Raw genomic sequence first — 19,418 nt, forward strand, 5'->3', positions numbered from 1 at the left:
TGCGGAGCGAACCGTCAGCGGGCATGCAGTCCCCGAGCCTGCGAGGGGACTGCATGAGCCTGCGCATCGGCGTGCTCGGCGCATCCCGGATCGCCGAGAACGCGATCGTCGGGCCGGCCCGGGATCTCGGTCACCGGCTCGTGGTGGTGGCTGCCCGAGATCCGCAGCGCGCCCGCCGGTTCGCCGACACGTACGGGGTTGAGCGCATCGCAGACAGCTACGCCGACGTGGTCGGGGACGCGGAAGTCGATGTGGTCTACAACCCGTTGGCCAACAGCCTGCACGCCCCGTGGAATCTGGCGGCGATCAAGGCGGGCAAGCCGGTGCTGACCGAGAAACCGTTCGCGCGCAACCACATCGAGGCACAGCAGGTCGCCGACGCCGCCACAGCTGCCGGGGTGAGCATGCTGGAGGGGTTCCATTACCTGTTCCATCCGGTGACCCAGCGGATGTTCGAACTGGCAACCGACGGTGAGCTCGGCGAGATCCGGCACGTGGAGGTCCGGATGGCGATGCCGGCGCCCGCGCCTGATGACCCGCGCTGGTCGCTGGATCTGGCCGGCGGGGCGCTGATGGACCTCGGCTGCTACGGCCTGCACATCATGCGCCAGCTCGGCGCCCGCGGTCTGGGCCGTCCGGCGATCACCGCCGCCCACGCCTCCCAGCGCAGCCCCGGCGTCGACGAGTGGTGCGACGTCGAGCTGCGGTTCCCGTCCGGCGCCACCGGCTGCAGTGCCAACACCATGACCGCCGAGGCGTTTTCGTTCACCGTCAAGCTGGTCGGCTCCAAGGGCGATGCACTGGCCCACGACTTCATCAAGCCGCACACCGACGATCGGATCACCATCCGCACGCCGGGCGGAACGCGGGTGGAGCACCTGGGCACCCGAGCGTCGTACACCTACCAACTCGACGCGTTCGCCGCCCACCTCCTGGACCATGTGCCGCTGCCGATCGGCGTCGACGATGCCGTGCAGAACATGCATTATGTCGATGCCGCCTACCGGGCGGCGGGCATGTCACCGCGCTGAACCGGTCCTCCGCCGGGCCGCCATCGGGCACGATGGCAGGTATGCCGCAACGCTTTCCTGACGGTCACTGGGGCCGGGAAGACATCTCGCCTCTGTTCAAGCCTGCGCTCGCGTTCGCCTCGACGGCGGTGGGCTCGCGTGTCATCAGAGCACTCGTGCCCCTTGACCGTCGCGTGCTGCGGGCGACCAAGGGCAAATACACCTTGTTCGGCCCGACCTCGATGCCCGAACTGCTGTTGACCACGACGGGCCGCAAGTCCGGCCAGCCGCGGTTGTCGGCGTTGAGTTACCTCCGCGAGGGCGAGCGCCTGCTGGTGCTCGGCAGCAATTTCGGCCAGCAGCATCACCCGGCTTGGAGCCTGAACTTGCTGGCCAACCCGGAGGCCGTCGTCGCCATCAACGGGATCGAGATCCCGGCGACGGCCACCTTGGTGACCGGGCCCGAGCGGGACGCCGGTTTGGCACGCTTCCTGGCCTATCCGATGTACCAGGCCTACCGCACCCGGACCGACCGGGAGCTGCGACTGTTCGCGCTGACGCCGCGGTAGATCAGCGGCCCAGCTCGTGGGACAGCGCCTCGAGCTCGTCGCCACCGGCCATCTGCTGGGTCAGGTGTTCCAGGGTGATCTCGTCGTAGCTGCAGTCGAGCTTCTGACGGCCCCGGTTCAGCAGCACGAAATGATCGCCGACCATGTGCGCGTGGTGCGGGTTGTGGGTGATGAACACGACGCCGAAGCCGGCCTCTTTGGCGGCGGTGATGTATTTGAGCACCACCCCGGATTGCTTGACGCCGAGCGCGGCCGTCGGCTCGTCGAGGATCAGCACCCGCGCCCCGAAGAACACGGCCCTGGCGATCGCCACACACTGGCGTTGCCCGCCGGACAGCGAACCGATCGGCACGTCGACGTCGGGCAACTCGATACCCATCTTCGCCAGCTCGGTCAGCGTGGTGGCCCGCATCGCGTTGGCGTCCAGCGCCCACGGGAAACTCTTCTTACGAATTTCCTGACCCAGGAAGAAGTTTCGCCACACCGGCATCAGCGGAACGACGGCGAGGTTCTGGTACACCGTCGCGATGCCCTTGCCCAGCGCGTCGGCGGGCGAGCTGAACTTCGTCGGTTCGCCGTCGACCAGCAGCTCACCGTCGGTGGGCTGATGCAATCCGGCGATGATCTTGATGAGCGTCGACTTGCCCGCGCCGTTGTCGCCGAGAATGCCGGTCACCTCACCGGCATGCACCCGTAGCGAGATGCCTTTGAGCGCGGTGATGTTGCCGTAGGTCTTGCCGACGTTCTTCAGCTCGACGAGTGGCACGTTGCCGCCGGACGGGGCTTCTTCGGTGGGTCGATCCATGGTCGCAGTCACTTCTCTCACCTCTTGGCGGCGTAATTACGGAAAGCGTTGTTGGCGATCACCGCGAACAGCAGCATCGCGCCGAGGAAAAACTTGAACCAGTCGGGGTTCCAGCCCGCGTAGACGATGCCCTGATTCGTCATGCCGAAGATGAACGCGCCGATGGCGGCCCCGACGGCGGTGCCGTAGCCGCCGGTCAGCAGGCAGCCACCGATCACCGCGGCGATGATGTAGAAGAACTCGTTGCCGATGCCCTGCCCGGACTGCACCGTGTTGAACGCGAACAGCAGGTGCATGCCGACGAACCAGGCGCAGAAGCCGACGAACATGAACATCCCGATCTTGACCTTGGTCACCGGAACACCCACCGCGCGAGCGCTTTCGGCATCACCACCGACCGCGAAGATCCAGTTGCCGATCTTGGTCTTGAACAACACCCAGGTGGCCACCGCGGTGAACACCAGCCACCACACCACCGTGATGCGGATGCTCACACCGAACAGGGTGAACGACGAGGCGAACACCTTCTGCGCCGAGTCCCAACCCTGCATGTCGTTCACGCTTTGCGTGGCGACTTGTCCGGCAAGGAGTTTGGTGACGGCGAGGTTGATGCCGGCCAGCATGAAGAACGTGCTCAGGGTGATCAGGAACGACGGGATCTTGGTCTTCATCACCAGGAAGCCGTTCAAGAACCCGACGCCCAGCGCCAGGATCAGGGCGAGGCCGGCACCCGCCCACAGATTGAGGTGCAGGTTGTAGGACAGCATCGACGCCGCGAGCGAGCTGAACGTCACCGCCACGCCCGTCGACAGGTCGAACTCACCGCCGATCATCAGCACCGCGACGCCGCAGGCCATGATCCCGATGGTCGAGCTGGCGTAGAGGACCGTGGCAAGTGACGAGGCCTGCCGGAACGGGTCGGCCACGATGAGGAAGAAGATGAAGATCCCGATTGCGCCGATGCCCGCGCCCATCTCAGGCCGAATCAACAGGCGCTGCAGCCGATTCCGTTCCTTGACCCGTTCGTCGTGAACGACTTTGTGGTCGCCGACCTCGAGATCTGCTTGCGTACTCATGTCTGTCCCCAGGTCGCTATCGGGTTCCGGCCTTGGCCAATTCGGCCACGGCGTCGATGTTGGACTTGTCGATGAAGGACGGCCCAGTCAGGGTCGGCTGGTTGCCGCCGATGATGTTCTTGTTACTGAGGTAGAGCCACAGCGAGTCGACGGCCAAGTAGCCCTGAAGGAATGGCTGCTGATCGACGGCCCACTGCACGTCCCCCTTCTGAATCGCGTCGACGAGCGCCGCGTTGGTGTCGAAGGTGGCAACCTTGGCGTTGCTGTTTGCGTTCTTGACCGACTGGACTGCGGTCAGCGCGAACGGCGCCCCGAGAGTCAGAACCGCGTCGACGCCCGGATCCTGCTGGAGCTTCGCGGTGATCGTCGATTCCACCGACGGCATGTCCTTGCCGTTGACGTTGAGGATCTCCGTTGCGGGGAAGGTGTTCTTCACACCTGCGCAGCGCGCTTCGAGATCCACGTGACCCTGTTCCTGGATGACGCACACCACCTTCTTGGCGCCTTCGGACTGCAGCCGCTTGCCCGCCTCTTGGCCGGCGATGTAGCCGTCCTGGCCGAAGTACTCCTTGACGCCCATCGCCTGCCAGGCGTCAAGGCCGGCGTTGAACGCAACCACGGGGATGCCTTTGGATTCGGCGCTCTGCACGGCGGCCTTCATCGCGTCCGGCTTGGCCAGTGTCACGGCGATACCCTTGACACCACTGTCGATTGCGCTCTGGACCAGGTTGGCCTGATTGGGCGCCTCGGGATCGCTGGAGTAGCGCAGCTCGAGGTTGTCTTTCTTGGCAGCGGTCTCGGCACCCTTGCGGACGAGATCCCAGAAGGAATCACCGGGCGCCTCGTGGGTGATCATCGCGATGGTCATCCGTGGCGTGTCGACGGTGCCGCCGCCCGAACCGCTTCCGTTGTCCCGCGGTTTGCCGCCGGTGGCGGAGCAGGCAGCCAGCCCGATCACGACCGCGCTCACCCCTGCCACAGCCGCTAGCCGATTGAACTTCATGCCGACTCCTTGTCTCCATCGCGGTGTTCGTCGCCCACGACACGCCCTTGCCTCGATGTAATACGGCTCACAGCAGAAAGTCAATACTTTGTTAGGACATTCGGACTGCAGGTCAAATGCTAGGGTGCCGGGGTGAGCGACTTTGACCTGGCGGTATGCGCTGAGATGGTGTTTCGCGATCTGCCGCTTCTCGAGCGGGTGCGACGCATCCACGGGCTGGGCTTCGCGGTGGAGATCTGGAGCTGGCACGACAAGGACCTCCCCGCACTCGCCGCAACCGGCGCGCGGTTCTCGTCGATGACCGGGTATCTGCACGGCGATCTGATCGACCCGGCCGGAGCCGACGAGGTGGTGCAGACCGCACAGCTGAGCATCAAAGCCGCTGAGACGCTAGGCGTGCCGCGGTTGAACCTGCACACCGCAGAACTCGTCAACGGTCAGGCCGCCCGGCCACGGCAGCGGGCCTCCGGGCAGATGTGGCTGACCGCGCAGCACACGCTGGAACGGATCGGAGAACTCGGCGCCGCCGCGGGCGTGACGTTCTGCGTGGAGAACCTGAACACGATCGTCGATCACCCCGGCGTCCCCCTGGCCCGCGCCAAGGACACGCTCGCGCTCGTCGAGGGGGTCGACCACCCGAACGTCAAGATGATGCTCGACCTCTACCACGCCCAGATCGGCGAGGGGAATCTCGTGGAGCTGGTGCGCCGGTGCGGCTCGGTGATCGGCGAGATCCAGGTGGCTGACGTACCGGGCCGATGCGAGCCGGGCACCGGCGAGATCCACTACCCCGCGATCGCAACGGCGTTGCGCGACATGGGTTATCGCGGCACGATCGGCCTGGAGGCATGGGCAGCCGATGACAGTGACGAGGCGCTGGCGGCCTTCCGCGCCGCCTTCTCCTGACGCCGAACAGACAGAAACTCCCCCGATACGCCGAACGTTCGGGGGAGTTTCTGTCTGTTCGCGCAAGAACTAGAACGTCAGCGGTCGACGAGCGTGGTGTCGAAGTAGTACCGGGCGGCGCGATAGCAATGTGTACCGAATTCGACGGCGCGGCCGGAATCGTCGAATGCCGTGCGGTCCATGGTCAGCAGCGGCGCGCCCGGCTTCTCGTCGAGCAGTCGTGCTTCACTTCGGCTGGCCGCCCTCGCGCCGATGCGCTGGCTGGCCAGCCGGATATGGACGCCGCGGCCCCGCAGTGACTGATACAGCCCGCTGCGTTCCAGTTCCTCGGCATCCGGGGCGATCTCGACCGGAAGGTAATTGGTCATCAGGGCCAGCGGCTCACCGTTGGCGCAGCGGAGTCGTTTGATGCAGGCGACCTCGCGACCCTCGGCAAGACTCAGTTCACGCGCGACGTCCTCGTTCGGCGGACCGACGTGGTACTCCAGCAGTTGGGTGGTGGGGTCCTGTCCCGCCCGGGACAGGTCGTCGAACAGGCTCGTCAGTTCGACGCGGCGATGGACCGGATTCTGGACGACCTGGGTTCCGACACCCCGCTTGCGCACCAGAAGACCCTTGTCGACGAGTTCCTGAATGGCTCGCCGCGTGGTCGGCCGCGACAGCGTCAACCTCTTGGCCAATGCGAGTTCATTTTCGAAACGGTCGCCCGGCGCGAGTTCGCCACTACGGATTGCCGCCTCGATTGCCTGGGAGAGCTGGTAGTACAGGGGAACGGGGCTTGACCTGTCCAGTTCAACCGCCAACGGCACATCGACTCCGATCTCGAACTCGAAAACCCAACAGTAGCTGCACTCTAACATCTATTGAGCAAAAGACAGAATGTCAGGACAAAGTATTGACATAGCGCTGTGACGCGGGGCACGCTCGTACACAAGTCCCCACCGAGCCCTGAAGAGAGCTGACGTGACTACTGACGCACCGTTCGACGTACTCGCCATCGGGCGCAGTGGCGTCGACATCTATCCGCTGCAGATCGGCGTCGGGCTCGAACGCGTGGAATCCTTCGGCAAGTTCCTCGGCGGTAGCGCAGCCAACGTCTCGGTGGCCGCCGCGCGACTGGGCAACCGCACCGCGCTGATCTCCGGAGTCGGCGCAGATCCGTTCGGCCGGTTCGTCCGTGACGAATTGAGCCGCCTCGGCGTGGACAACCGCTATGTCACCATTGACCCGCAATACCCGACTCCGGTGACCTTCTGCGAGATCTTCCCGCCGGACGACTTCCCGCTGTACTTCTACCGCAAGCCGTCGGCGCCCGATCTGCAGATCACCGCCGCCGACATCGACCTCGACACCGTACGCAACGCCCGGCTGTACTGGTCGACCGTCACCGGTCTCTCCGAAGAGCCCAGCCGCGGTGCGCATTTCGCGGCGTGGGAGGCGCGCGCACGCAGACCATTGACGGTTCTGGACCTCGACTACCGGCCGATGTTCTGGGACTCCCCCGCCGCCGCCACCGCGCAGGTTCAGCGTGCACTGGCCCACGTGACAGTCGCTGTCGGCAACCGCGAAGAGTGTGAGATCGCCGTCGGGGAAACCAACCCGCACAAGGCCGCCGACGCACTGCTCGACCTCGGCGTCCAGCTGGCGATCGTCAAGCAGGGCCCGCGCGGGGTGCTGGGCAAGACCCGCAGCGCCTCGGTGACGGTGCCGCCGGTGGACGTCGACGTCGTCAACGGCCTCGGCGCGGGCGACAGCTTCGGCGGCAGCCTGTGCCACGGCCTGCTGCATGGCTGGCCGCTGGAGAAGACGCTGCGCTACGCCAACGCGGCCGGCGCGATCGTCGCGTCGCGGCTGGAATGCTCGACGGCGATGCCAACCGCTGACGAGGTGGCCGAACTCGCCGACCAGACGGCGGTGGGGGCCGTGAATGTCTAACGTCTGCAAGGACTACGCGGACATCACCGATCTGCGCGCTACCGACCCAGCCGCGATCGCGCGGGCGTGGCAGGAGCGCACCACCCGGCCCGTCCTGCGCGGCAACGGACGGCTGATGATCGTCGCCGCCGACCATCCGGCCCGCGGCGCCCTGGCCGTCGGCGCACGGCCCACCGCGATGAACAGCCGCACCGATCTGCTCGACCGGCTGCGCTGCGCGCTCGCCGATCCCGGCGTCGACGGGGTGCTGGCCACCTCCGACATCCTCGATGACCTGCTGCTGCTCGGCGCACTCGAGGACAAGGTGGTCTTCTCCTCGATGAATCGCGGCGGCCTGGCCGGCGCCTGTTTCGAGCTCGACGACCGGATGACGGCCGCGACCGCCGCATCGACTGCCGCGGCGAAGATGAACGGCGGAAAGATGTTGTGCCGCATCGACCTCGCCGATCCGGGCACAGTCACCACCCTGGCCGCATGCGCGCAGGCCGTCGACGAGCTGGCCGCCCACGGCTTGATTGCGATGCTCGAACCGTTCTTGTCCAGCCGGGTCGACGGCAAGGTGCGCAACGACCTGAGCCCCGATGCGGTGATCAAGTCCATCCATATCAGCCAGGGGCTGGGATCGACGTCGGCCTACACCTGGATGAAGCTGCCGGTCGTCGACGACATGGAGCGAGTGATGGACTCCACGACCTTGCCGACTCTCCTGCTGGGCGGCGACCCCGCCGATCCCGACGAGGCGTTCGCCAGTTGGGAGAAGGCATTGTCGCTGCCGTCGGTGCGGGGTCTGATCGTCGGCCGCACTCTGCTGTATCCGACGGATGACGATGTGAGTTCCGCGGTCGCGACAGCCGTGGCGATGGTGAGGTGACAACGGATGAACAGCAAGTACTACATTCCCGCCCGCAGCGCCGAGTTGCCGTTCACCGTCGACGTGACGCCCGAGTCCGCGGGATGGGCGGAGTCCTCGCTACAGGTGGTGGAACTGGATGACAGCCAAACCATCGAGCTGACCACCGGCGGTACCGAGGTGATGATCCTGCCGCTATCGGGGGGCGGCAGGATCGACTGTGCCGGAGACACATTCGAGCTGTCAGGGCGCGAATCGGTTTTCGACGGGCCTGCCGACATGGTCTACCTCGGCATCGACCAGACGTTCACGCTGACCGGTGAAGGCCGCTTCGCGATCTGTGGGGCGCGCGCCACCCGGTCCTTCCCGAACCGCCGGGTCGCGGCAGCCGACGTGGCCGTCGAGTTACGCGGGGCCGGCAACTGTAGCCGCCAGGTGCACAACTTCGGCACCGCAACCACGTTCGAGGCCGACTCGCTGATCGCCTGCGAGGTCATCACCCCCGGCGGCAATTGGTCGAGCTATCCCGCGCACAAGCATGAGGAGAACAGCGACGTCGAGACGCAGCTCGAGGAGATCTACTACTTCGAGATCGCCGACAGCCCGGCAGGCACCCCCGGCTTCGGCTATCACCGTGTCTACGGCACCCCGCAGCGCCCGATCGAGGTGCTCGAAGAAGTCCGCTCGGGCGACGTGGTGCTCGTACCGCACGGCTACCACGGTCCGTCGATCGCCGCGCCCGGCCACCACATGTACTACCTCAACGTGATGGCCGGCTCCGGACCGAACCGGGCCTGGCTGATCTGTGACGACCCGAACCACACCTGGCTGCGCGGCAGCTGGGAACACCAGCAGGTCGATCCCCGGCTGCCGATGGGCAGCCCGTCCGGGCAAGGAGTCTGATCGTGGTATCCACCGCGCCGAAGTCGACCGAGAAGCTGGCCGACTCCGAAGGCACCGTGCGACTCACCGTGGCACAGGCCACCATTCGGTTCCTTGCCAACCAGTACGTCGAGCGTGACGGGGTACGCCGGAAGTTCTTCGCCGGATGCCTGGGCATCTTCGGCCATGGCAACGTGGCCGGCCTGGGTCAGGCGCTGCTGCAGGACGAAGTCGAATCGCTGGCGGCCGGTCGCCCGCCGGGTCTCAAATATGTGCTGGGCCGCAACGAGCAGGCCATGGTGCACACCGCCGTCGCGTACGCCCGGCAGAAGGACCGCCTGGAGGCCTGGGCCGTCACCGCGAGCGTCGGACCCGGATCCACCAACATGCTCACCGGTGCGGCGTTGGCGACCATCAACCGGCTGCCGGTGCTACTGCTGCCTGCCGACACCTTCGCCACCCGGGTCAGTTCACCCGTGCTGCAGGAGCTCGAGCTGCCGTCCTCCGGTGACGTCACGGTCAACGATGCGTTCAAGCCGTTGTCACGCTACTTCGATCGGGTGTGGCGACCCGAGCAGCTGCCCGCCGCACTTCTGGGTGCCATGCGCGTGCTCACCGACCCGGTCGAAACCGGAGCGGCCACCGTATCGATCCCCCAGGATGTGCAAGCGCAAGCCCACGACTGGCCGGAATCGCTGTTCGCCGAACGCACGTGGCACGTCGCCCGTCCGCAGCCGGAACGTGCGGTGATCACCCGCGCCGCCGAGATCATCGCCGCCGCGACCAAGCCGCTGATCATCGCCGGTGGCGGCGTGCACTACTCGGAAGCCGAAGACGCCCTGGCCGCGTTCTGTGAGCAGACCGGCATCCCGGTCTCCGAAAGCCAGGCCGGCAAGGGGTCACTGCGTTTCGACCATCCGCAGTCGGTCGGGGCCGTCGGCTCGACGGGAACCACGGCGGCCAACGCACTGGCCGCCGACGCCGACGTGATCATCGGGATCGGAACCCGCTACAGCGATTTCACCTCGGCATCGCGCACCGCGTTCAACAACCCCGACGTCCGGTTCGTCAACATCAATGTCGCCTCGCTGGATTCGGTGAAACAGGGCGGCGTCAGCGTCGTGTCGGATGCCCGGGAAGCCATCGACGCGCTGGGTACCGCACTCAAGGGCTACACCGTCAGCGACGAATATCGTTCCCGGGTAACCGAACTGGCCGCCGAGTGGGACGACACCGTATCGTCGGCGTACAGCTGCGAGGACGGTGCGCCGCTCAACCAGAATCAGGTCATCGGCCTGGTCAACACACTCTCAGATCCCCGTGATGTGGTGGTGTGCGCGGCCGGGTCGATGCCCGGGGACCTGCACAAGCTGTGGCGCGCCCGCGACCGCAAGGGCTATCACGTCGAATACGGCTACTCGTGCATGGGTTACGAGATCGCCGGCGGTATCGGCGTACGGATGGCCGACGCCGACCGCGACGTGTTCGTCATGGTCGGCGACGGCTCCTACCTGATGATGGCCACCGAGCTGGTGACCGCCGTCCAGGAGGGCATCAAGATCATCCCGGTCCTGGTGCAGAACCACGGATTCGCCTCCATCGGTGGGCTTTCGGAGTCACTGGGTTCGCAACGATTCGGTACCGCCTACCGGTACCGGACGGACGACGGCCGGCTCGACGGCGACACGCTGCCGGTCGATCTGGCCGCCAATGCCGCCAGCCTGGGCGCCGACGTCATCAAGGTGGGCACGGCCGCGGAGTTCACCGACGCGGTCAAGACGGCCAAGGCATCGGAGCGCGTCACCGTCATTCATGTGGAGACCGATCCGTTGATTTATGCGCCCGACAGTCAAAGCTGGTGGGACGTACCGGTCAGCCAGGAATCAACGTTGGCCTCCACTCAACAGGCCTACCAACGGTATGCGGACTGGAAGAAAGTTCAACGCCCTCTTATCAACCCGTCCGATCGCTAAGAGGCACGCACCGTGAGCACTATCATCGTCGGTTCCGCTCCCGACTCCTGGGGTGTGTGGTTCCCCGACGATCCGCAGCAGAGCCCGTACTCCCGGTTCCTCGACGAGGTCGCTGCGTCGGGCTACCAGTGGATCGAACTGGGTCCGTTCGGCTACCTGCCCACCGACCCTCAGCAGCTCTCGGATGAGCTGGCGGCGCGCAACCTGAAGCTTTCGGCGGGGACGGTCTTCGAACACCTGCATCACGACGATTCGTGGTCCGCAGTCTGGAAGCAGATCGAGGACGTCGCGAAACTGACTGCCGCCGTTGGCGGTAAGCATGTCGTGGTGATCCCGGAGATGTGGCGCGACCCGTCGTCCGGCGCGGTGCTGGAAGACCGAACTCTGACACCCGAGCAGTGGCGCAAGAAGACGCAGGGCATGAACGAACTGGGCAAGGCGATGTTCGAGCAGTATGGGGTGCGCGCGCAGTACCACCCGCACGCCGACAGTCACGTCGACACCGAGGAGCACGTCTACCGCTTTCTCGACAGCACCGACGGCGCATTCGTGAACCTGTGCCTGGACACCGGTCACATCTCCTATTGCGGCGGCGACAACATCGCGATCATCCGCCGCGCACCCGAGCGCATCGGTTACCTTCACCTCAAGCAGGTCGATCCGGAAGTGCGAGCCAAGGTCGAAGCCGAGGACCTGCCGTTCGGCGAGGCCGTCAAGCTCGGCGCGATGACCGAGCCGCCACGCGGAATCCCGGACATGCCACCGCTTCTCGCCGAGATCGAGAAGCTCGGCATCGACGTGTTCGCGATCGTCGAGCAGGACATGTACCCGTGCGAGGTCGACGCTCCACTGCCCATCGCCACGCGCACCCGCAGTTACCTCGGATCCTGCGGCGTCCCGTCCGTCCGCTTTTAGTTCAGGAGATCACGCCATGTCTGACCTTCGTGTCGCCGTACTCGGTGTCGGCATCATGGGCGCCGACCACGTCGCCCGCCTGACGTCGACGATCTCCGGCGCCCATGTGACCGTCCTCAATGACTACCTCACCGACAAGGCCGAGCAGATCGCTGCGGGCCTGCCGGGTTGCCGGGTGGTCGCCGATCCGCTGGACGCCATCGCCGACCCGGACGTCGACGCCGTCGTGCTGGCCACGCCGGGACCCGCCCACGAGAAGCAACTGCTGGCCTGCCTGGAGCACGGCAAGCCGGTGCTGTGCGAGAAGCCGCTGACCACCGATGTGGAGACCTCGTTGGAGGTGGTCAAACGTGAGGCCGAGCTCGGAAAGCGGCTCATCCAAGTCGGTTTCATGCGCCGCTTCGACCACGAGTACGCCGCGCTGAAAGCGATGCTGGACTCGGGCGAACTGGGCCGCCCGCTGGTGTTGCACTGTGCGCACCGCAACCCCGCCGTGCCGCCGTCATTCGACAGCGCGATGATCGTCCGCGACTCGCTGGTGCACGAGGTCGATGTGACGCGCTTCCTGTTCGACGAAGAGATCGTCTCCATCCAGATCATCACGCCGTCGGCCAACCCGGGGGCGCCCGACGGGGTGGCCGACCCGCAGATCGCCATCATGCGCACCGCATCTGGCAAGCATGTTGATGTCGAGCTGTTCGTGACCACCGGTGTGGCCTATGAGGTACGCACCGAGGTGGTTGCCGAAAAGGGCAGCGCCATGATCGGTTTGGACGTCGGCCTGATCCGCAAGACCACGCCGGGCACCTGGGGTGGCCAGATCACGCCCGGCTTCCGGGAACGCTTCGGGCAGGCCTACGACACGGAGTTCCAGCGCTGGGTGGACGCCGTGCGGCACGGGTCATCGACCGGAAATTACGTAGACGGCCCGTCGGCGTGGGACGGCTACGCCGCCGCGGCGGTATGCGAAGCCGGCGTCCAGTCGCTGCGCGGCGGCATGCCGGTTGAGGTTCAGATGGTGGCCCGCGAGACGATCACGGGCGCGTGAGATGAGAACGCTCGCGAGCTTTCGCGCTACCAGTTGGCGACGATGACGGACTACGTCGCGAAATACCGCGCCTGCCGGTAGGTGTTGACCCCAGGTAACCGACACCGAGGAGCAGACCATGGCCGCAACCAACGGCAAAGCCATCGACGGCAGCATCGCACTGGTCACAGGCGCCAACCGCGGCCTCGGCCGGGCGTTCACCCAGGCGCTGCTGGACCGCGGCGCCACCAAGGTCTACGCCGCCGCCCGTAACCCGAGCAGCGTCGCGTTCGACGATTCGCGGGTGGTACCGGTCGCCCTGGACATCACCGACGGCGACGCCGTGCGCGCCGCGGCGCAGGCCTGCGCCGACGTGTCGGTGTTGATCAACAACGCCGGCGCCATGCTGCAGTCGCCGTTCCTGACCGCCGAGGATCCCGATGCCGCCCGGGTCGAGATGGAGACCAACTACTTCGGCACGCTGGCGATGGCACGCGCGTTCGCGCCCGTCCTGGCCGCACAGCCGGGCGGCAGCGCACTGGTGAATATGCTCTCGGTGGTCAGCTTCTTCGTCTCTCCCTTCAACGCCTCCTACGGGGCTTCCAAGGCCGCCGAGTGGGCGTTGACCAACGCGCTGCGGATTGAGTTGCATGGCCAGGGCACGCATGTCGTCGGTGTGCACGCCGGGTTCATCGACACCGATATGGCCGCGGTGATCGACGGCCCGAAGATCGCACCCGAGGACGTCGCGGCCCAGACCATGGACGCCATCGAGGGCGGCTCGCCCGAGGTCCTGGCCGACGAGCGCACCCGGATGACGAAGAATTCGGTACCCACCGATCAGACGTCGATCTACCCGGACATCCAGAAAGCCTGGGACGCCGGCAACAACCCCTGGCGGAGTTGATCACCTAACGGGCAAGATGCCCTTCCATGGAGACCACGTTTCCCGCTCCGGCGGGCCCGCTGCCTGCCTATCAAGCACGGCCGGCCGGCGACGGACCGTGGCCCGGCGTCGTGATCGTGCACGACGCGATGGGCATGACGGGTGACATCAAACGCATCACCGACCGGTTCGCCGACAACGGCTACCTCGCGATCACCCCGGCGCTGTATCACCGGGGTAATCGGCTGCTCTGCGTGGTGCGCACCCTGCAGGCGTTCAAGAACGGCAAAGGGACCGCCGTCGATGACCTCATCGCCGCCCGCGACCACCTGGTAGCCGACCCGGCGTGCAACGGCAAAGTCGGCGTGATCGGATTCTGCATGGGCGGTGGGTTCTGCCTCGTGCTGGCACCGACCGGGCACTTCGACGCCTCGGCCCCCAATTACGGGGAATGGCCCTCGGACATCTCGGCGATCCCGAACTCGTGCCCGACCGTGGCCAGTTACGGCGCCAAGGACTGGATGCTCAAGGGTGCGGCCGACAAACTGGAAGACCTGCTGTCGACCAACGACGTGCCGCGCGACATCAAGGAATATCCGACCGTCGGGCATTCCTTCATGAACAACTGGGACACCCCGCGACCGGTGAAGGTCATCGAACGCGTGGTGAAGATGAACTATTCACGCCCCGAAGCCGAGGACGCCTGGCAGCGGGTGTTCGCGTTCTTCGGCGAACACCTCAGGGATTCCGGGCCGGCCGGTAGCTGAGGCTCCCGAGTACGACCGTCGAGCGTCCCGCTCTCGGGCAACTTTCAGGTGTTGGGGCCGAACACCATTCAGGACTTCGCGGCGATCTTGGCGCGGACGTCTTCCATGTCGAGTTCCTTGACCCGGGTGATCAGGTCCTCGAGTGCGGCAGCCGGCATCGCACCCGGCTGGCGGTAGACGAGGATGCCGTCGCGAAACGCCATGATCGTCGGGATGGCTTGGATCTCCAGCGCGGCGGCGAGTTCCTGCTGCGCTTCCGTGTCGACCTTGGCGTGAACCACGTCGGGGTGCGATTTCGACGAGCGGTCGAAGACCGGAGCGAAGGCGCGGCACGGGCCGCACCAGGAAGCCCAGAAGTCGATGAGCACAACTGGATTCTCGGTGACCGTCGCTTCGAAGTCGGCGGCGGTCAGGTTGCTGGTTGTCATTGTGATTCCTTTCCTTTGGGATGCAAGTCTTCTGTGTTGCAAGCGAATTGCTAAGCCAGGCCCTTGAGCATCAGATTCCAGTACATGAACGGGAGCCCGTACTTCTTCAGGTACCAGTAGGCGCGATGCGGCGTGGTCGGATTGAGCAGAGGGAATGTGGGTTCCAACTGCAGGTCGTAGTCGAACTCGGCGAGCAGCATCGCGTGCGACGAGGTGATGATCGGGCACGAGGAGTAACCGTCGTACGATGCCCGCAGTGGCTGCTTCGTCAAGAACGCGTCGATGTTGTCGGCGACCACGGGGGCTTGTTTGCGGATCGCGGCACCCGTCTTTGAGTTCGGCGACGAACCAGCGTCACCCAGACTGAACACATTCGGGTACCGCACATGTTGCATTGTGTGCTTGTCGATATCGACGTAGCCCATTGCGTCACCGGTCGACAGCGGACTGGTCTTGATCCAGTCGGGCGCCGACTGCAGCGGGACGGCGTGCAATACGTCGTACGGCAGCATGGTGTCCGTCCCGCCGGGGGCGACGCTGGTGATGCCGACCTTGCGCGCCGCGGCGTCGACCGACGTCACTTCGGAACTGGTATGCAAGGTGATTCCGTAGTCGGCGATGACCTTGTCGAGGCTGTCCGCGATCGCCGGAATGCCGAACGGCCGCGCACCCGGCATGACCAGGTGGACGTCGATGTCGGAGAGCACTCCCTGCTTGCGCCAATAGTCCGATGCCAGGTAGGCGATCTTCTGCGGGGCGCCGGCGCACTTGATGGCGCCGGACGGAACGGTGAACACCGCGGTTCCCGAACGCAGGTTACGGATGAAGTCCCAGGTGCGCGGCGCGAGGTCGAACCGGTAGTTCGACGAGACCCCGTCGTGGCCCAGGGCGTCCTCCAGGCCCTCGGTGCGGTTCCAGTCGAGCTGGATGCCCGGACTCACGACGAGCACGTCATACTCGTAGGTCGCTCCGTCGACGCATGTCACCGTGTTGTCGTCGGGGGCAAAGGCACTGGCGGCGTTCTTGATCCAGGTGGCACCCTTGGGCATGACTGAGGACTCGTCGCGCTCGGTCGTCGAGGCCTTCGCCTGTCCGGCGCCGACCAACGTCCATAACGGTTGGTAGTAGTGCTTGCTCGACGGTTCGATCACGGCGACGTCGGTGTAGCCCTTACGGAGCATCCGCGCCGCGACGGTGATACCGGCAGTTCCGCCGCCGACGATCAGGATCTGATGTTTGGCTGTGATGGTCATGGTGTCTGTCCTCCTTGGAAAATCAGGCGTTCTGGTGGGCGTCGTCCCAGGCGCCATAGCCGCCCAGGATGTCGCTCACATCGGGGAAACCGTTCTGCCGCAACAGGCTCGCGGCGACCGACGACCGGTAGCCGCCGGCGCAGTACACGACGGTGGGCTTGGTGGGATCCAGTTCATCCAATCGGGAAGGCAACTGGCCGACCGGAATCGCAATGGCATTCGGAACAGCGCCCGCCGCGACCTCACCCGGGTTGCGCACGTCGACAATCTGTAGATCAGCCAGCTCCGCGGCGCGCTGATCGAATGCCTGGGCGGTCAGCCGGGAGGCAACTGCAACGTCGCCGGGATTCTTGAACATCACTTCGAAAGGCTTATCCAGGTAGCCGATCACCCGATCGAAACCGATCCGGGCGAGCCGGTTCTTGCCTTCCAGTTCCTGACCGGGTTCGGTCAAGAGGACGATGTCGACGTCGGACGGAAGCACCGATCCGGCGAACTCGGCATAACGACCTTCGAGTCCGATGTTGATCGCGCTGCGAAGATGGCCTTGGGCGAATTCCTCAGGGGTTCGCCCGTCCACCAGGACGGCGCCGCCGTCGATCGCGGCACGGACCTGGTCGTAGGTCATGGCGGGTGGCATCTTGGTCTCATCCAGCAGTCCGCGATCCTTGCGGTTGAGGATGGCGTCGTAGACGAAATACCCGGGTGCGGGCGGCTGACCCTCGGTGACGAGGCTCACGAACGTCGTCTTGTCAGGTGCGCGCAGCGCGTAGTTGGTCGCCTTCTGGTCACCCATCGTCGACCACAGGTCCGTTGACAGGTTCTTGCCGCAGGCCGAGCCGGCACCGTGTGCGGGATACACCCGCGTCGCGTCAGGCAGCGTCATCAGCTTGTCGTGCAGCGAGTGGTACAGCTTGTCGGCGAGCTCCTCGCGGGTGAATCCAATCGAGGCGAGTAGATCAGGCCGGCCGACATCGCCGATGAACAAGGTGTCCCCGGTCATCACGCCATAGGGAACGGAATCGCCGGCGTGCTCGTAGACCACCACGCTCATCGACTCCGGCGTGTGGCCGGGAGTGTGTCGGAACTCCAGCGTGACGTCACCGAGAGAATAGCGCTGGCCGTCGGCAACGCCCATGGAGTCGAACTCGGTCTCCGCGACCGAGGAGTAGACGATCTTCGCCCCGGTCGCCGCGGCCAGCTCCAGGTGGCCGGACAGAAAATCGGCGTGGAAATGGGTTTCGATCACCAACTCGATGGTCAACCCACGCTTCTTGGCATCGGCCACATACTCCGCCACGTCACGCTGCGGGTCGACAACGACTGCACGGCCGGTGGTTTCATCACCGATCAGGTACGAAGCGTGGGACAGGCAGTCCAGGTAGTACTGCTGCAGAATCATCGCCGTCTTCCTTCTTGGTCTGTCGGCATCGCCATATTGGCTATACCCCTATGGGTATCATAATGTACCCCAGGGGGTATCTTATTCCGATGCTTCGAACTGTGACGGACCAGACAATCCGCGGGTGCTGAACCCCTCCTCTATATACCCCCATGGGTATATAATGTGACTATCGGAGGAAGCCAGGACGGTCCGCGGTGAACACCGCCCCTTCTGGCATCCCAGGCATCCCGGCCGGCGCATCGATTCGGCCATCCGAGTGAAAGGCGAGTGTGATGAATGTGTTGGAGATCGACCCCACCGGCGCGATGGAGCTTGTCAACAACGCCGGCGCCGTCCTGCTTGACGTTCGCGAGGACGACGAGTGGAGCGCCGGACACGCTCCTGGAGCGATTCATGTGCGACTCGGCGACTTGGACGCACGCACCTTCGAGACAGCCGCGCCGATTGTGGCGGTGTGCCGGTCGGGGAACCGATCCGGCTCGGCGGCAACGAAACTCGCAGCTGCCGGGTTGACCGTCTACAACCTGGTCGGCGGTATGGGGGCTTGGCAGCGGATCGGGCAACCCGTAATCCGCGATAACGGTGCGCCCGGCACCGTCATCTGACTGGGATCAGCCGAAGACGCGTTCGACGAACGCCTCCGTGCCCTGTTTCCAGGCGACGACGAAGTTGCCGACATCGTCGCGGCTGATTGCCAGCCCGGGGCAAAACCAGTCCCCACCGTCCTCGGTGAAGAAGTGCGGTGAGCCCACCACACCCCGAGCGCGGCCCTCATCCCAATCAGCTTGGACCGCAACCAACGTCGACTCCGCATCGAGAGGTGCCAGGCCGAAGCGATCGGCGATGGATTCGACCACTTCAGTTCGCCCGATATCAAGCCCCTCTTCGAAAATCGCGTTGCGCAGCGCTAAGCCGACTTCTTCGATCAGCACGGGGTCGCCGACGCGGTCAGCAGCAGCGGCCAGCGCGTATGCCGTCATCGACGTTCTCGGGAAAGCATCGGGCGTGAAGCCCCCGAAGAGGTCGGGACGCACCGACGACCGCAGCGCCGAGATCTCAGCACCGACGTGGTCGGGGTCAAGCGGGCTGCCGTTGATCAATTCGAGCGGCCAGGCTCGGATACGCAGGCGTGGTTCGGCCAGTCCGCGGTCACCGCGCCGGTCGACCAGCGTCCGCAGCCCAACGTGGGTGAATGGACACAGGACGTCGGCAAAGACCTCGACGGTACGCATGATCGCCTCCTACGTTAAACCAAGGCGCTACGACGGCTGAGGTCCAGCGGCGTCGGCGAATTCGCAGAAAGCCGTGTAGGCGCGCGCGCCGTAGATGGTGGCTGGGCCGCCGTGCATCATGATGCTGACACCGATGATCTCGGCCGCCTCCTGCTTGGTGGCACCCGCGCGGGCCGCACCACGGGCGTGCGAGGCGATGCATCCGTCGCAGCCCTGGACGACCCCGATCACCATCGCGATCAGTTCCTTGATCTTGGCCTCGACCGCGCCGCCGCCCATCGCCGCCCGACTCAGCGCACCGAACCCGTCGTAGACCTCGGGAATCATCTGGCGCAGGGCCCGGTGCTGTGGGTTCAGTTCGCTGAGCACATCCGAGTGGTGATCATGATCCGTCATGCGCGCAACCCTATGTCGCAGGCAGGCAAAACAGCAGGGACTTTCGACCCTACGACGACAATGCCGACGCCCGAGATTCCCGGGCGTCGGCATCGACATC

At 65.4% G+C, this 19,418-nt stretch carries 21 protein-coding genes; 12 read left to right on the forward strand and 9 right to left on the reverse strand.

The window, feature by feature from the left end; all coding sequences use genetic code 11:
• The first annotated feature begins 53 nt into the window (after positions 1-53).
• Together CRM90_RS03995 and CRM90_RS04000 are read left to right on the forward strand one after the other, a co-directional pair.
• Complete coding sequence (locus CRM90_RS03995) at positions 54-1,031, forward strand: Gfo/Idh/MocA family protein (protein ID WP_102805682.1); 978 nt, start codon at positions 54-56, stop codon at positions 1,029-1,031.
• A gap of 41 nt (positions 1,032-1,072) precedes the next feature.
• Complete coding sequence (locus CRM90_RS04000) at positions 1,073-1,579, forward strand: nitroreductase family deazaflavin-dependent oxidoreductase (RefSeq protein ID WP_502693223.1); 507 nt, start codon at positions 1,073-1,075, stop codon at positions 1,577-1,579.
• A gap of 1 nt (position 1,580) precedes the next feature.
• On the opposite strand, the gene CRM90_RS04005 is transcribed toward CRM90_RS04000, so the two are convergent.
• Genes CRM90_RS04005 through CRM90_RS04015 form a run of 3 tightly spaced genes read right to left on the reverse strand, consistent with a single transcriptional unit; the run spans position 1,581 to position 4,463 of the window.
• Positions 1,581-2,384, reverse strand: coding sequence for an ATP-binding cassette domain-containing protein (locus CRM90_RS04005; protein WP_502693226.1), 804 nt, complete (start codon positions 2,382-2,384; stop codon positions 1,581-1,583).
• A gap of 17 nt (positions 2,385-2,401) precedes the next feature.
• Positions 2,402-3,460: an ABC transporter permease gene (locus CRM90_RS04010; protein WP_102805685.1), complete on the reverse strand. Its 1,059-nt coding sequence runs from the start codon at positions 3,458-3,460 to the stop codon at positions 2,402-2,404.
• 16 nt (positions 3,461-3,476) lie between these two features.
• Entirely contained in the window at positions 3,477-4,463 is a 987-nt protein-coding gene (locus tag CRM90_RS04015; RefSeq protein WP_102805686.1) for a substrate-binding domain-containing protein, read from the reverse strand.
• Between the two features lie 132 nt (positions 4,464-4,595).
• Here CRM90_RS04015 and CRM90_RS04020 point away from each other — a divergent pair, with 132 nt between their 5' ends.
• A complete protein-coding gene (locus CRM90_RS04020) occupies positions 4,596-5,369 on the forward strand; it encodes a TIM barrel protein (protein WP_199189764.1) in 774 nt (257 codons plus the stop codon).
• Between the two features lie 77 nt (positions 5,370-5,446).
• Here CRM90_RS04020 and CRM90_RS04025 read toward each other — a convergent pair whose 3' ends face one another.
• On the reverse strand, positions 5,447-6,229 hold the full coding sequence (locus CRM90_RS04025; RefSeq protein ID WP_286145614.1) for a GntR family transcriptional regulator: 783 nt from the start codon (positions 6,227-6,229) through the stop codon (positions 5,447-5,449).
• Between the two features lie 103 nt (positions 6,230-6,332).
• On the opposite strand from CRM90_RS04025, the gene iolC reads away from it, so the two are divergent.
• The 8 genes from iolC (at position 6,333) to CRM90_RS04065 (ending at position 14,604) form a co-directional block, all read left to right on the forward strand.
• Complete coding sequence (gene iolC, locus CRM90_RS04030) at positions 6,333-7,304, forward strand: 5-dehydro-2-deoxygluconokinase (RefSeq protein WP_102805688.1); 972 nt, start codon at positions 6,333-6,335, stop codon at positions 7,302-7,304.
• A complete protein-coding gene (locus tag CRM90_RS04035) occupies positions 7,297-8,175 on the forward strand; it encodes a Cgl0159 family (beta/alpha)8-fold protein (protein ID WP_102805689.1) in 879 nt (292 codons plus the stop codon). Before iolC ends, CRM90_RS04035 begins: the two co-directional genes overlap by 8 nt.
• A 6-nt stretch (positions 8,176-8,181) precedes the next feature.
• Positions 8,182-9,057: a 5-deoxy-glucuronate isomerase gene (gene iolB / locus CRM90_RS04040; RefSeq protein WP_102805690.1), complete on the forward strand. Its 876-nt coding sequence runs from the start codon at positions 8,182-8,184 to the stop codon at positions 9,055-9,057.
• Positions 9,058-9,059: 2 nt separating this feature from the next.
• Positions 9,060-11,009, forward strand: coding sequence for a 3D-(3,5/4)-trihydroxycyclohexane-1,2-dione acylhydrolase (decyclizing) (iolD, locus tag CRM90_RS04045; protein WP_102805691.1), 1,950 nt, complete (start codon positions 9,060-9,062; stop codon positions 11,007-11,009).
• A gap of 12 nt (positions 11,010-11,021) precedes the next feature.
• Positions 11,022-11,924 (forward strand): sugar phosphate isomerase/epimerase family protein, encoded by a 903-nt coding sequence (locus CRM90_RS04050; protein ID WP_102805692.1) that lies wholly within the window; start codon positions 11,022-11,024, stop codon positions 11,922-11,924.
• A 16-nt stretch (positions 11,925-11,940) separates the two neighbouring features.
• The gene (locus CRM90_RS04055; RefSeq protein ID WP_102805693.1) at positions 11,941-12,972 is read left to right on the forward strand and encodes a Gfo/Idh/MocA family protein; all 1,032 of its coding nucleotides are present in this window, start codon (positions 11,941-11,943) and stop codon (positions 12,970-12,972) included.
• 118 nt (positions 12,973-13,090) lie between these two features.
• Positions 13,091-13,858 (forward strand): SDR family oxidoreductase, encoded by a 768-nt coding sequence (locus tag CRM90_RS04060; protein ID WP_102805694.1) that lies wholly within the window; start codon positions 13,091-13,093, stop codon positions 13,856-13,858.
• A gap of 26 nt (positions 13,859-13,884) precedes the next feature.
• A complete protein-coding gene (locus CRM90_RS04065; RefSeq protein WP_102805695.1) occupies positions 13,885-14,604 on the forward strand; it encodes a dienelactone hydrolase family protein in 720 nt (239 codons plus the stop codon).
• A 68-nt stretch (positions 14,605-14,672) separates the two neighbouring features.
• On the opposite strand, the gene trxA is transcribed toward CRM90_RS04065, so the two are convergent.
• From trxA to CRM90_RS04080, 3 genes are read right to left on the reverse strand one after another with little or no spacing between them, the layout of a single operon-like run.
• Positions 14,673-15,032: a thioredoxin gene (trxA, locus tag CRM90_RS04070; RefSeq protein ID WP_102805696.1), complete on the reverse strand. Its 360-nt coding sequence runs from the start codon at positions 15,030-15,032 to the stop codon at positions 14,673-14,675.
• Positions 15,033-15,082: 50 nt separating this feature from the next.
• Positions 15,083-16,285: an NAD(P)/FAD-dependent oxidoreductase gene (locus CRM90_RS04075; protein ID WP_102805697.1), complete on the reverse strand. Its 1,203-nt coding sequence runs from the start codon at positions 16,283-16,285 to the stop codon at positions 15,083-15,085.
• 22 nt (positions 16,286-16,307) lie between these two features.
• Positions 16,308-17,687, reverse strand: coding sequence for an MBL fold metallo-hydrolase (locus CRM90_RS04080; protein ID WP_102805698.1), 1,380 nt, complete (start codon positions 17,685-17,687; stop codon positions 16,308-16,310).
• Between the two features lie 275 nt (positions 17,688-17,962).
• Between CRM90_RS04080 and CRM90_RS04085 the strand changes: the two genes are divergently transcribed.
• Positions 17,963-18,295, forward strand: a complete 333-nt coding sequence (locus tag CRM90_RS04085) for a rhodanese-like domain-containing protein (protein WP_102805699.1) — start codon at positions 17,963-17,965, stop codon at positions 18,293-18,295.
• Between the two features lie 6 nt (positions 18,296-18,301).
• Here CRM90_RS04085 and CRM90_RS04090 read toward each other — a convergent pair whose 3' ends face one another.
• Together CRM90_RS04090 and CRM90_RS04095 are read right to left on the reverse strand one after the other, a co-directional pair.
• Entirely contained in the window at positions 18,302-18,922 is a 621-nt protein-coding gene (locus tag CRM90_RS04090; RefSeq protein WP_102805700.1) for a DsbA family oxidoreductase, read from the reverse strand.
• A gap of 27 nt (positions 18,923-18,949) precedes the next feature.
• Positions 18,950-19,318, reverse strand: coding sequence for a carboxymuconolactone decarboxylase family protein (locus CRM90_RS04095; RefSeq protein ID WP_036344352.1), 369 nt, complete (start codon positions 19,316-19,318; stop codon positions 18,950-18,952).
• Positions 19,319-19,418 lie beyond the last annotated feature (100 nt).

Source organism: Mycobacterium sp. ENV421 (genome assembly GCF_002887815.1).
Lineage (GTDB): Bacteria > Actinomycetota > Actinomycetes > Mycobacteriales > Mycobacteriaceae > Mycobacterium.

Excerpts from the sequence above, each read along its gene's own strand:
- CRM90_RS03995 (WP_102805682.1), top strand. The coding sequence starts at position 54 with ATGAGCCTGCGCATCGGCGTGCTCGGCGCATCCCGGATCGCCGAGAAC.
- CRM90_RS04000 (WP_502693223.1), top strand. The coding sequence starts at position 1,073 with ATGCCGCAACGCTTTCCTGACGGTCACTGGGGCCGGGAAGACATCTCG.
- CRM90_RS04005 (WP_502693226.1), bottom strand. The coding sequence starts at position 2,384 with ATGGATCGACCCACCGAAGAAGCCCCGTCCGGCGGCAACGTGCCACTC.
- CRM90_RS04010 (WP_102805685.1), bottom strand. The coding sequence starts at position 3,460 with ATGAGTACGCAAGCAGATCTCGAGGTCGGCGACCACAAAGTCGTTCAC.
- CRM90_RS04015 (WP_102805686.1), bottom strand. The coding sequence starts at position 4,463 with ATGAAGTTCAATCGGCTAGCGGCTGTGGCAGGGGTGAGCGCGGTCGTG.
- CRM90_RS04025 (WP_286145614.1), bottom strand. The coding sequence starts at position 6,229 with ATGTTAGAGTGCAGCTACTGTTGGGTTTTCGAGTTCGAGATCGGAGTC.
- CRM90_RS04035 (WP_102805689.1), top strand. The coding sequence starts at position 7,297 with ATGTCTAACGTCTGCAAGGACTACGCGGACATCACCGATCTGCGCGCT.
- iolB (WP_102805690.1), top strand. The coding sequence starts at position 8,182 with ATGAACAGCAAGTACTACATTCCCGCCCGCAGCGCCGAGTTGCCGTTC.
- CRM90_RS04055 (WP_102805693.1), top strand. The coding sequence starts at position 11,941 with ATGTCTGACCTTCGTGTCGCCGTACTCGGTGTCGGCATCATGGGCGCC.
- CRM90_RS04060 (WP_102805694.1), top strand. The coding sequence starts at position 13,091 with ATGGCCGCAACCAACGGCAAAGCCATCGACGGCAGCATCGCACTGGTC.
- CRM90_RS04065 (WP_102805695.1), top strand. The coding sequence starts at position 13,885 with ATGGAGACCACGTTTCCCGCTCCGGCGGGCCCGCTGCCTGCCTATCAA.
- trxA (WP_102805696.1), bottom strand. The coding sequence starts at position 15,032 with ATGACAACCAGCAACCTGACCGCCGCCGACTTCGAAGCGACGGTCACC.
- CRM90_RS04075 (WP_102805697.1), bottom strand. The coding sequence starts at position 16,285 with ATGACCATCACAGCCAAACATCAGATCCTGATCGTCGGCGGCGGAACT.
- CRM90_RS04080 (WP_102805698.1), bottom strand. The coding sequence starts at position 17,687 with ATGATTCTGCAGCAGTACTACCTGGACTGCCTGTCCCACGCTTCGTAC.
- CRM90_RS04085 (WP_102805699.1), top strand. The coding sequence starts at position 17,963 with ATGAATGTGTTGGAGATCGACCCCACCGGCGCGATGGAGCTTGTCAAC.
- CRM90_RS04090 (WP_102805700.1), bottom strand. The coding sequence starts at position 18,922 with ATGCGTACCGTCGAGGTCTTTGCCGACGTCCTGTGTCCATTCACCCAC.
- CRM90_RS04095 (WP_036344352.1), bottom strand. The coding sequence starts at position 19,318 with ATGACGGATCATGATCACCACTCGGATGTGCTCAGCGAACTGAACCCA.